This is a genomic window from Paenibacillus sp. J22P169, from assembly GCF_059691995.1.
On the sequence record NZ_JCAUAO010000011.1, the window covers coordinates 58,841 to 71,669 of the forward strand.

Consider the following 12,829-nt stretch of genomic DNA (forward strand, 5'->3'; position numbering starts at 1 on the left):
GAGCCTCGGCTTGCCATCATTCGTATTCATTTTAGAGGGGGAAATATTAATCATGTCCAGCTTTGAAAATGTAACCGTACTTACGAAAGCCAATGTTTATTTCGATGGAAAAGTAACTAGCCGCACTGTGCAATTCGCGGATGGCACGAAGAAAACACTAGGCATCCTGCTTCCAGGTGAATACGAATTCGGAACAGATGTGAAAGAAATCATGGAAATTCAAGCTGGTGAGCTGAACGTATTGCTTCCTGGCAGCAGCGAGTGGATTACGATCAGTGGCCAAGGCGAATTTACTGTGCCAGCTAACGCGAAATTCAAGCTCGAAGTGAAAACAGTGAGCGACTACATCTGCTCCTATATCGCAGAGTAATTCAAGCTAACCGCAGACTCCCCTTCTCCTTCTGGATGCATGATTCCAGTGGCGAAGGGGAGTCTTTTTCATTTAAGGATAGGACCAGACACACCATATGCAGCATATAACCAATGTGCAGGAGACAACTTCTTTCTTCATTTGTGCTGCACATGAAACCTGGGAGCCCTTATGTAGCAAGCTCTAAGGTTCAGTTGGCAAATTGGTTGTCTGGAGTGCATAGCTGATCAAACACTTTTCCTTAATAATAAGATTAACAATATTAGGTAAGGAGAGCATACATCATGACAGAGAAAGTTCAATCTGTGAAAGTACCTGATTTTCCGAATAGACACTATGTGATTACTGATTTTGGCGCTGTAGGGGATGGACGCCACTCCAACACAGTAGCGTTCAACAAGGCGATTGAGACCTGTGCAGCATCGGGCGGAGGAACGGTTGTCATCCCGCGCGGGATTTGGTTAACAGGTCCCATCCAATTGCAAAGCCGAGTTCGGCTTCATACGGATGAAGGGGCGCTAGTTACGTTCAGCCGTAAATGGGAGGAGTATCCGCTCATCCTGAGCAACTACGAAGGCCTGAAAGCGGTGCGGGCCATGCCGGCCCTGTATGGGGATCAGCTGCAGCAAGTGGCGATAACAGGGAGAGGTATTTTCGACGGTTCAGGAGATGCATGGCGTCCAGTAAGGAAACATGAAATCCCCGAGCAGCGATGGAACGATATCGTGCGATCTGGCGGCGTTGTGGACGACAATGAGCTGTGGTGGCCAACCGAGGAAGCGATGATCGGGAGAAAGCACACAGAAGCACTTCAAGCTGAAGGAAATTACGAAATTGCTCAATATGAGCCCTATCAAGTTTACTTACGTCCTGTACTCTTAGGGTTAACGGCTTGCACCGAGGTCCTATTGGATGGACCAACCTTCCAAAACTCAGGCAGCTGGTGCCTGCACCCACGCTTGTGTGAGCATGTGACGATTCGCAACGTCAAGGTGCGGAATCCATGGTATTCCGTCAATGGAGACGGGCTTGATCTAGAATCATGTCGATTCGCGAACATTCATGATTGCATGTTTGATGTGGGGGATGACGCGATCTGCCTGAAATCAGGTAAAAACCAACAAGGCCGCGAGACGGCCGCGCCTACTGAATATGTCTCCATTCGCAACTGCACTGTTTACCATGGACATGGCGGATTTACCGTGGGGAGTGAAATGTCGGGCGATATCCGTCATGTTGATGTATCAGATTGTACGTTCATAGGCACAGACAACGGACTTCGTTTCAAGAGCACGAGAGGTCGCGGCGGCATCGTCGAACATATCCAGATAACAAATATTCAAATGAAGGATATCATCCACAGTGCGATTGTTTTTGATATGTATTATGAAATCAAACAGGATGAGGTGGACTGGGTCGAGGTCACAGAGGAAACGCCTTGCTTCCGTCATATCTCGATTAAGGATACGGTGAGTGAGGGCTCGTCCAAGGGTATTTTTATCCGGGGACTACCGGAAATGCCGATTCAGGATCTACATTTTGAACGAGTAACCGTTGCCGCAGATACAGGTATCATCTGTATCGACGCGCAAGATATCCTGTTTCAGGACGTTCGTATCACCCCGAAATCAGGTGATGTGCTGACACAAAGGAACTGCCGTAATATCCGAATTATAGATCGCCATCGGAAACCAACCTGGTTTGCTGATTTGGGAGATGGTCAATTCCGCAACCCCATTCTGTATGCCGATTACTCGGATCCTGATGTCGTACGTGTCGGGGAAGATTTCTATATGACGGCTTCCAGCTTTAACAGCTCTCCTGGCTTACCTATTCTTCACTCGAAGGATTTGGTGAACTGGACCGTCATCGCCTATGCGATTGATCGTCTACCCGATAGTTATGATGCGGTGCGTCATGGAGAAGGTGTCTGGGCTCCGAGCATTCGTTATCATAATGGCAAGTTTTGGATTTTCTTTAGCGCGCCGGATGAGGGGATATATATGACAACTGCCGAGAATGCGGCGGGTCCATGGTCACCTTTGCACTTGGTTAAAGAAGTGAAAGGCTGGATTGATCCATGTCCATTGTGGGATGAAGACGGCAAGGCCTACCTGGTTCATGCTTTTGCAAAGAGTCGTACGGGCATTAAAAGTATGCTGAAAATTTGCCCAATGCGTCCTGATGGGACGGCACTTCTGGGCGATGGTGAGATAATTTTTGATGGTACAGAGCATCACCCAACGATTGAAGGTCCTAAGCTATATAAGCGAAATGGCTATTACTATATCTTTGCCCCTGCCGGGGGCGTGCCGATTGGTTGGCAGACGATTCTGCGCTCCAAACAGATTATGGGCCCTTATGAGGATAAGATTGTTCTGCACCAAGGAGATTCTCCGACCAACGGTCCTCATCAAGGCGGTTATGTTGAACTGGATTCAGGTGAGGCATGGTTTCTTCATTTCCAGGATCGTGAAGCATACGGAAGAATTGTACATCTTCAGCCAATGAGCTGGGAGAAGGATTGGCCAGTCATGGGCATCGATACGAACGGCGATGGCATAGGCGAGCCTGTACTTATTCACGTTAAGCCTAACGTAGGCCGGGACTATCCATTTACGGTGCCGGAAACCAGCGACGAGTTCGATGCTCCATCCTTAGGGCTGCAATGGCAGTGGCAAGCGAACTATCGAAATGAGTGGTATTCACTCACAGCGAATCCAGGCAGTTTGCGCCTCTACGCTCAACAGCTCCCTGAGCAAGCGGCTACGTTATACGGGGCTCCGAATGTGCTCTGTCAGAAGTTTCCTGCGCCTGTATTTGCGGCGACAGCCAAGCTTTCATTCCAGCATATGGCTAAACATGAGCTGGCGGGATTGACCGTTTTTGGGCATTCGTACCGATACACAGCGTTGCAAAAAACAGATCTAGGGTTTAAGCTAGTTTTTGGCGAAGGCAGCGGGAATAAAGAATTTTCAAGTGAAGAGATGACGGAAAGTGTAGCTGTACCGTATGGAGCTCACGAGATCTATTTGCGTGTTGACGTAGAATTAGAGGCATCCTGCACGTTTAGCTATAGTTGGGATGGGAAGAATTACTCACCAATTGGCGGGGGGTTCGAAGCAGTACCCGGCGGCTGGGTAGGTGCCAAGCTTGGGTTATTTTGCCTCAACAAGGGTGAACCGACAGTCCAAGGGTATGTGGATATCGATTGGTTTCATGTGGATTAATTAAGACTGGTTGAAGGCATCGAGGATTCCGCATGCCGGTCTTTACTAAATAGGAAGGGAATCGTGCTGGCATGCAAAAGTACTTACTTCGATTACTCGGTTTCACTCTTATCCTCGGTGCGCTTCCAACAGTCATCATTGGTATTGCTTCTTACTATATTGCTACACAGGATATCGAAGAGAAAGTCAATGAGGGTAACTTGCAGCTATTGCAGCAAACGCAGATGCGTGTAGAACAAACCTTAAGATCGATGGAATTGTCCGCCCTTCAGTTCGTCAACTCCTCACTCGTTAAGGGAAGTATGAATGAATCATTGACGGGTGAAGATTTCATACAAGTTCGAGAGCTCATGACGGGATTATATAATATGCAGTCCAAAGCCGTCGTCAAGCAAGCCTATCTCATGAATATTGAGAAAGATTGGGCGGTTTCCTTAAATGGACTAAAGCTAGCAGACAATATGGACAACAAGAAAGAATTTCTAGCCTATGCGAAGCAGCCGGAAAGTATTTTTTGGAATACAAGGGATATAGGGAGTGTTAATACGGCACTTGAGGATGATTCGACATCGGAGCTTACTTCTGCCCCTAGTGAAACGATCAGTCTCGTGTACAAGATCCCGCTTTCTCCGAAGACGAATACACCCAAGGGACTGCTCGTCGTTCAGATATCAACCTCTGAAATTCATGGCGGGTTGACGGCCAAAAATACGCTAGGCAACAATTATGTGCTGGACAAAACGGGGATGGCCTTCCTGTCAACAGCTAGCGACAAAGAAGCAAATAGTGAAATCAATCGTATCATTCAGGATCGTGTGAGCAATCAACTGCAAAAACAAGGCTTTTTCAAAGCGAAAATCGGTGATAAGAACATGGGAGTTTCGTATCTTGCTTCTGGGAACAATAGCTGGACCTTTGTTAATGTCGTTTCGATCGAGGAAATTACGAAAGGAAGTAAGAAAATTGCCTTATTCACTGCCGGTGTATGTGGGCTAATCTTACTACTTGTCCTCATCTTTGCTTTCTATGGAAGCCGACGCATGTATTCACCAATCCGCAGCCTGCTTGAATTCATGAAAAAGATGGATACCGATGCCAATCCAGAGCGTTTGGGTACAGATGAATGGAGTTATATCAAGGAAAGCTTGCAATCTTTATTCGTATCAAGAGGACGGCTAGAGAAGCAAATGCAGGGGCAATCGGCTCATTTGAAGGAATTTTTTGTGTTGAAACTGTTTACGGGCCAAATCTCCGATAGTGATTTCATGTACCGCTCTAGAATGTATGGGTTTCCGACAGAGTGGGATCATCTGGGTGTTCTTACGATACAAATCGATAACCTTCAGGACACACGCTATCAGGAACAGGATCGAGAACTGCTGTTGTTCGCTATTAATAACATTGTAGGGGAGCTTCTTCCGCAGCAAGCTAGGTTTAGTCCCATCCTATTGAATGAATCCCAAGTTACGTTGCTGGCGGTGTCAGCGGATCAAACTCAGGATCTGAAAACGTATTTCTATCAAACGGCTGAGCTGATTAAATCGACTGTGGAACAGTACCTTCAACTGCAAGTGAGCATTGGCATCAGCGGTGCCTTTGATAAGCTTTCCTACACGGTTAAAGCTTATGGTGAGAGTCTGACGGCGTTGAAATCTCGGATTAGTCTTGGGGCCGATATCATTGTTCACTATGAGGACATGGAGCAGAACGGGAATACGGAAACCGCCGTATATGCGCATCTGAAGGTCGTGGAAGATCAGTTGATTCAGGCGCTGAAGGATGTTCAGTTACCCAAAGCGGTGGACATCTTTAACCAATACTTATCTTCGATTCTGCATAAGGACGGGTTTCTACATGAGCATCATATTTTATTAATGCAGGTCATGGCTCGTATCTTATTAATCGTGCAGGACCGAGGCGTATCTGTGAAAAAGGTGTTGGACGGCGAGGGAGATATTGAGCGATTCCTCAAGCTGCAGACGCGCGAGGAAATTTCCTTATGGTTTCAATCACGGTTATTCGCGCCAGTCGTTCGCATTCTCACCGAGAAGGCGGATACACAGTTCCTGAATATTGCTGATCGGCTAATGCGAATGATTCATGAACAGTACGATCAGGAAATGACGTTGGAATCGTGTGCATCTGCGCTCAATTTCCATCCTGTCTATTTAAGCCGCGTATTCAAGAAAGAAATAGGCGTATCCTTCAGCGATTATTTGTCGGAGTACCGCATGAACATGGCGAAAGTGATGCTGGAGACGACGAACCTGAAGATATCAGAAATCGGGGAGAAATTGCAGTATAAAAATATTAGTGCATTCATCCGGACCTTCCGTAAAACCTTCGGTGTGACACCAGGCAGCTATCGGGAGCTGCTGGATCAGAAGTAGCTGTCGCCTAAGATCATGAAGACTATCTCTTATCGGTTAGATACCGGTTAATGAGGTAGTCTTTTTCCTTTTCACTCTTGTTAAAGCAGGTTTCTTTCGGCATATGCCAAGTTGTATGCAAGCTATGTCTGACTTCAAAAGGCTATAGATCGGTGGTTCTCTTCCTCATTTCCAATCAAGTTATCTGCAAGGTATTTCTTTACATGTGGGCATCACACATACTCGAGTCATATCGGATGGATGGCAGAAGGAGAGAATGGACATGAAGCTAGATACAGGGTTGAAAGTGGCTCCACTCAAAAAAGTGAAAATCAAACAGCGCAAGCATGTTTGGATGCAAGATCTTATTCGGGACAAATGGCTTTACTATATGTTGCTGCCAGGGGTCGTTTATTTCATTATTTTCAAATACATTCCGATGTATGGCATCCTGATGGCTTTTCAGGATTACAAGCCTCATTTGGGATATATGGGAAGCCCCTGGGTAGGTTTGAAGCATTTTCAGCGTTTCTTTAGTGAACCGCAATTTTTGGGATTATTCCGTAATACCGTGTTGCTCGCCTTATACAATATTGCTTTCTTTTTCCCCTTACCTATCGTGCTCTCCTTAATGATGAACGAAGTACGCAGGGAGAAGTTCAAACGGTTCGTGCAAACGCTGGTTTATATCCCCCATTTTGTTTCATGGGTCGTGGTCGTAGGTATATTTTACATTTTGTTGACGACAGAGAACGGTATACTCAACGAATTATTGTTTAAGCTGACGGGTGAGAAGATCGCCTTTCTCATGGAGCCGGAATGGTTCCGAACGATGATCGTGTCACAGTCGATTTGGAAGGAAGTTGGTTGGGGGACAATCATCTTTTTGGCAGCGCTCGCCGGAGTTGATATGCAGCTATATGAAGCGGCAAGAATGGATGGTGCCTCCCGTTGGCGCCAGGTGTGGCACATCACGCTGCCTGCCATCAGCTCTACAATTGTTATTCTCTTCATCCTCCGCTTGGGCAACTTTCTTGATGCGGGCTTTGAGCACATCTTCTTGATGCTTTCGCCAACAAACCGCGAGGTTGGGGAAGTGTTTGATACTTACGTGTATATGAAAGGCTTGGAGCAAGGCCAGTTCGGATACAGCGCGGCTGTCGGCCTTTTCAAATCTATGGTTGGTTTGTTACTAGTCCTAGGCTCTAATTGGCTCGCCAAACGATTCGGGCAAGAGGGCGTCTACTGATAATGTATAAAATGGAGGAATGACTGCAATGTCTTATGATAAAACTCTCGGGAACCGCATCTTTGATGCGATTAACTATACGGTGCTGCTCATTGTCGCACTCGTCTGTATCTTGCCCTTTGTGTATGTATTAGCCATTTCGTTTACAAGCCCATCCGAGGTGGCCAGTGGCGGCATCCTATTATTTCCCAAGGAATGGTCGCTTTCTGCCTACAAATATATTTTTTCCACGAATACCCTGATTCGCAGCATGATGGTTTCCATTTACATTACGGTCGTAGGAACGCTTATCAACTTATTATTTACAGCCCTCATGGCCTATCCGTTAGCGAAAAAGAAATTGAGAGGACGTCAAACGATTTTACTTGGCGTTCTGATCACGATGTTGTTCAGCGGTGGTATGATTCCAACGTATTTTGTAGTCAAGGACTTGCATCTGACGAATACGTTGTGGTCGCTGATGATCCCAAGTGCCATTAGTGCCTTCAATCTCATCGTTTTGAAAAACTTCTTCCAAGAGATTCCGGACGGGTTAGAAGATTCGGCCAAAATTGATGGCTGTACAGACCTCGGTGTCTTGTTCAGAATCGTGCTGCCGCTCTCTATGCCAGCGATGGCCACCTTCGGCTTATTCTATGCGGTGGCGCACTGGAACCAATTTTTCAACGCGATTATTTATATCAATGATAATGCGAAGTGGCCGATTCAAGTGCTTCTACGGGAAATTGTTATGCTGGCACAGAGCCGTATTGGTGACACGGGATTCGATGAGGCGGAAATTCAACCTTTGACGATCCGCATGGCGGTCATTGTGTTTGCGACATTGCCGATCTTGATTGTGTATCCGTTCTTGCAAAAGCATTTTACAAAAGGCGTCATGCTAGGCTCTGTCAAAGGATAGAAGCTTGGCGCTAATAAACGACAAATAGCCCTTTCATGAAGAGGAGATGAGTACACATGTCTACATTTCGTAATCCGATATTACCTGGATTTTATCCTGATCCTTCGATTTGCAGGGTCGGGGAAGATTATTACATGGTGACATCCACGTTTGAGTATTATCCAGGGGTTCCTATTTTTCATAGTAAGGACCTCGTTCACTGGCAGCAGTTGGGGCATGTGCTGGATCGTCCCTCCCAATTGAACTTAGATGGAACGCCTTGCTCCAAGGGGATTTACGCACCAACGATTCGCTATGTGAATGGTGTCTTCTATATGATCACGACATTCGTTGTTAGCGCGACAGGAGAGCGGAGAAATTTCTTCGTAACGGCTGACAATCCGGCTGGCCCTTGGTCAGATCCATTCTGGCTGCAAGGTGCGCCCGGGATAGATCCATCTTTGTTTTTTGATGAGGATGGCAAAGCGTATTACACGGGTAACCGTATGCCGCCAGCCGGGCAGCAGTATCCGAAGCATATGGAAATATGGTTGCAAGAGCTCGATCTGGAGACGAAACAACTCGTTGGTCCAACCTTCAGCTTATGGGACGGCGCGTTGAAGGGCATTCATGCGCAGGAAGGGCCGCATTTGTACCGTATCAACGGCTATTATTACTTGATCATTGCAGAGGGTGGAACTGGACATACGCATTCCGTGACGATTGCTCGCTCGGAGACATTGACTGGACCTTACGAAGTTGGCAAAACGAACCCGATTCTGACGCATCGCCATTTAGGGCAAGCCTATGGCATCGTAAACGTCGGGCATGCGGATATTGTGGAGACGCAAAACGGGGAGTGGTGGATGGTCTGTCTAGCATCCCGGCCTTACGGAGGGCACTACCGGAACATGGGGCGTGAAACGTTCCTAGTTCCGTTTATATGGGAAGAAGGTTGGCCAGTTGTCAATCCAGGCAAAGGCATCGTGGAATTGGAGCTGCGTCGGCCAGATTTACCGCAGTATCGTTGGTCCTCGAAGCCAGCGTGCGATCATTTCGACGCACCTGAACTGGATCAGCGGTGGAGCTTTCTGCGAACACCGAGGGGCGATTTCTGGAGCCTCACGGAGCGGCCAGGGCATCTCAGGCTGCGGCTGAAGCCGGATTCCATCACGAAGTATGAGAATCCAAGCTTCGTAGGGCGGCGTCAGCAGCACTTCTCATTTGCCGTGCGAACTTCGGTGGCGTTCACGCCGGGAAGCCCTCATGAAGCTGCAGGAGTGGTGCTGCTGCAGAACAATGACTTCCAATTCAGGCTGGAGATCAGCATGAATGAGAGTTCGCAACCGATCCTGCGGCTCGTACGCAGGGAGAATGGCATCGAGACGTTACTTGCGTCTCAGAGTCTTCATGCCGATCGCGTCTATCTGAAGGTGGAAGCGCTCGAGCAAAGCTTACGCTTTGACTATGCTGAAACTGCTGAAGTTTGGACTTTGTTATGTGATGATGTCGACGCAACCATCTTGAGTGCGGATAAAGCGGGTGGATTTGTCGGCGCTTATATCGGCCTGTTTGCGGAGAGTAATGGGCAACCGAGCAATAACCACGCGGATTTTGATTATTTTGAGTACGTTGAACTCGATACGAATTGATCTTCAGCCACACAGTAACGGCTCAAGCTTCATTTAGCGTATAATCATTCATTGGAGGGGTTAAAAAGAATGAACAGAAGAAAACAAATTGCGATGCTTGTGGGAACAGCTCTAATGACAACGACCGTATTAACAGCTTGTTCGAGTACGGGAGATCAAGGTGCAGCGAGCGCGACGAAGGAGCCAGACAATACGCCATTTCCGCTCTCCCTTGTGGTGAATCAAGTTGGTGAAGTCCCTTCGAAAGACAGTGAAATGGAGAAAGCGATTAGAGCCTACACGAAAACAGATCTGCAAATTCAATGGATCCCTCAGGCTGCGTATGATGAAAAGGTCAATGTTATGATCGCCTCAAATGAGCTGCCTAAGTTGATTAAATTAAACTACAACAATCCGAGCATCATTAGCTCCGTCAAATCGGAATTATTCTGGGAGATTGGCCCCTACCTCAAAGAGTACAAAAACCTGTCTGCTCAGAACCAGCAGTTCTATGACAATATTGCGGTTAACGGCAAAGTGTATGGTGTTCCGCTGTTCCGGGATTTAGGGCGTTCTGTCGTTCATTATCGCAAGGATTGGATGGACGCGCTCGGGCTTAAATCACCCAAAACCTACGAGGATTGGTACAATGTTGCCAAAGGGATGACGACAGGTGACCCAGATAAAAATGGAAAGAACGATACCTACGGACTCTTTTTATCAAAAAGATATAATCAAGAAGCGGATTCCTTGTTGACGCGTATTACGGTTTCCCAGGGCGGTCCGAACAAATGGCAAGTCGTGGATGGCAACTTTACACCAGAATTCGTAACGGAGCCATTCTTCGAAACGATGAAGCTGTTCAAGCGTCTATACGAAGAGAAGTTGATTAATCAAGACTTTGCAGTAGTTGATGTGACGGAGGTCGATAAACAATATCAATCAGGACGCGGCGGTATTCAAATTAGCGGAGGCAATGCCCAAACTTGGCAGGATAAGATCTCTAAAGTTGTACCGACAGCGGTTATTGATGCTGGACCTTTAGAAGGCCCGAACGGGATCAAATTACCGAGTGAGAGCGGGAACAATGGTTTCTTGGCGATTCCGAAGTCATCTGTGAAGACCGAAGCTGAAATGAAAAAGGTATTATCCTTTGTAGACAAGCTCATGGATCCAGCTATGGCGACGCTGCTGGTAAAAGGGATTGAAGGTAAGCATTGGGTGGATAAGGGTGAATTTACCGAGCCACTTGATCGCGACGCGGATGCGAAGGAAGTGAAGCCTTACCGTGATAATTTGCCACAACGCAGCGAGGCATACAATATAGCGAAACCTATGAAACAGCCCGATCTGTTCAATAAAAACAAGAAGATCGGACAAGAAAATGAAAAGTATATTGTGGTGAATCCGGCTCTTACGCTAGATTCGGCTACGATTTCAGAGAAAGGTAAAGAGCTTGATCAAATGATCACAGATGCCGAAACGAAATTCATCATGGGTAAAATTGATGAAGCGGGCTGGAAGGCTGAAATTCAGAAGTGGAGAACAGCTGGCGGAGATAAAGTGATTCAAGAATTCAAAGAGTCTTATGCAAAAGCGAAAAAGAAATAACGGTTACCCGAAAGAGCTGTCCCTTAGGACGGCTCTTTTGCATAACGCAAAAACCGTCTCTCCCAAGCTGGGAAAGACGGCATGCAACACACTTATATTAGGTGACGCTTTGATCTCTTACACTGTACTCGCAATATGATCCTCAATATACTGCTCCAACTTAATCCGTACGTATGGCGGAAGTCCTGAGAGCATACAGCCATATCGGAAGCTGCGGCCCTCTGTCACGATGCGAATGACGCGACCCGTGATAGGCGGTAATCCTGCTTCCTGCGGGAAGTGAATGACAACGAACATATCCGGAGCTAGCAGCACATTGGTTGTGATCTGCAGTCCGCTCTCAGATAGATCGAAGAGAGTACCGTCGATGTTTTGCCCGGAGAAAGAGCCTTCTTGCTCCCATTGATAAATGGACAGCTTCAGGTTAATATCCAACTGAACACGTGTATTCTTGCGACGTTCGCGACCAGAGAGCGGTGAGGCTGGCTTCTGAGCTTCATGGATATGCTCGCTAGGCTTAACAACGGGTTGTCCCATCCATTCCTCGTAGCACTTAATGACAGCACTAAGATCTTCTTCCCCTAAGCCCTTGCTGAGGCCGATTTGGAATAGATTTGTAGCCGATTGCAGCATTGGAGTTGGTAATTGGAATTTAGCCGTTATTTCTTGCGCTAGGAGCAAATCTTTCAGCATCAGCTTCAAGGAGAATTGATTGCTGAAATCGCGATCGAGAATTTTCTCGCCTTTGAGCTCGACTTGTTTGCTATTGGCTCCGCCAGAGCGGACGATTTCTAAGAATTGGCTAGGGTGAATCCCAGCTTTCGTTGCAATAGACAAGCCTTCAGCAAGCCCTGCAAGGTTAATACCGACCATCGTATTGTGAGCGAGCTTCGCATAGGAACCAGAACCGCTTGGACCTAGGTAAAGTGCTTTGCTGCCAAGGGCGTGGAACAAATCAAGCTGCTCCTCGAACACTTCTTGGCTGCCGCCGACCATGAACGTAAGCGTACCTGCTTCAGCAGCCGGCTTCGTCCCTGTAACAGGCGCATCTAGGAAGTCGACGAAGTGCGCAGCGAGCTCTTCCGCGAGCTTTTGACTTGTTTGGGGAGATACGGTACTCGAGTCAATAATAGTGAGTGCCGGGTGAATACCGCTCAGAATGCCCTGCTCACTGTAAAATGTTTCAAGGAGCGCAGCATCATTGCTGAGCATCGTGAATAAGACATCTGAATGGCGAGCGACTTCCGCAGGAGTAAGGCCAACTTCAGCACCTAGTTGCGCAAGCTCGTCCACTTTTCCAGATGTTCGATTATACACAGTTACCATAAACCCTTTTTGAATAAGGTTAGCAGCCATGGGCTTACCCATTGTGCCAAGTCCAATAAAGCCGATACGTTTCATGCCCTTCACCTCTGAGTTCATTTTAGCATGGGAATTAATACCTGTGAATTCCTTTCTCGCTTGCTTTTGGACAAGCAAATAAGTATGC

8 protein-coding genes and 1 pseudogene are annotated in these 12,829 nt (G+C 47.2%); 8 read left to right on the top strand and 1 reads right to left on the bottom strand.

The features are described 5' to 3' along the window. Positions 1-52 precede the first annotated feature (52 nt). From ppnP to AC58QG_RS31205, 8 genes and pseudogenes are all read left to right on the top strand, one after another. Positions 53-370: a pyrimidine/purine nucleoside phosphorylase gene (ppnP, locus tag AC58QG_RS31170; protein WP_173113861.1), complete on the top strand. Its 318-nt coding sequence runs from the start codon at positions 53-55 to the stop codon at positions 368-370. Positions 371-654: 284 nt separating this feature from the next. Next, positions 655-1,758: pseudogene (locus AC58QG_RS31175) on the top strand (glycoside hydrolase family 28 protein); the annotation flags it as partial. A 282-nt stretch (positions 1,759-2,040) separates the two neighbouring features. Further along, on the top strand, positions 2,041-3,600 hold the full coding sequence (locus AC58QG_RS31180; RefSeq protein WP_497366027.1) for a glycoside hydrolase family 43 protein: 1,560 nt from the start codon (positions 2,041-2,043) through the stop codon (positions 3,598-3,600). A gap of 71 nt (positions 3,601-3,671) precedes the next feature. Further along, positions 3,672-5,990 carry a helix-turn-helix domain-containing protein gene (locus AC58QG_RS31185; protein ID WP_497365932.1) on the top strand — a complete coding sequence of 773 codons (2,319 nt, stop codon included), beginning with the start codon at positions 3,672-3,674 and terminating at the stop codon, positions 5,988-5,990. A gap of 334 nt (positions 5,991-6,324) precedes the next feature. After that, positions 6,325-7,218, top strand: coding sequence for an ABC transporter permease (locus tag AC58QG_RS31190; protein ID WP_497366028.1), 894 nt, complete (start codon positions 6,325-6,327; stop codon positions 7,216-7,218). A gap of 28 nt (positions 7,219-7,246) precedes the next feature. Then, positions 7,247-8,119, top strand: a complete 873-nt coding sequence (locus tag AC58QG_RS31195; protein WP_497365933.1) for a carbohydrate ABC transporter permease — start codon at positions 7,247-7,249, stop codon at positions 8,117-8,119. Positions 8,120-8,175: 56 nt separating this feature from the next. Next, positions 8,176-9,750 carry a glycoside hydrolase family 43 protein gene (locus AC58QG_RS31200; protein WP_497365934.1) on the top strand — a complete coding sequence of 525 codons (1,575 nt, stop codon included), beginning with the start codon at positions 8,176-8,178 and terminating at the stop codon, positions 9,748-9,750. A gap of 69 nt (positions 9,751-9,819) precedes the next feature. Then, positions 9,820-11,340: a type 2 periplasmic-binding domain-containing protein gene (locus AC58QG_RS31205; protein WP_497365935.1), complete on the top strand. Its 1,521-nt coding sequence runs from the start codon at positions 9,820-9,822 to the stop codon at positions 11,338-11,340. 117 nt (positions 11,341-11,457) lie between these two features. On the opposite strand, the gene AC58QG_RS31210 is transcribed toward AC58QG_RS31205, so the two are convergent. After that, a complete protein-coding gene (locus AC58QG_RS31210; protein ID WP_497365936.1) occupies positions 11,458-12,819 on the bottom strand; it encodes an NAD(P)-binding domain-containing protein in 1,362 nt (453 codons plus the stop codon). Between the last annotated feature and the right edge of the window lie 10 nt (positions 12,820-12,829).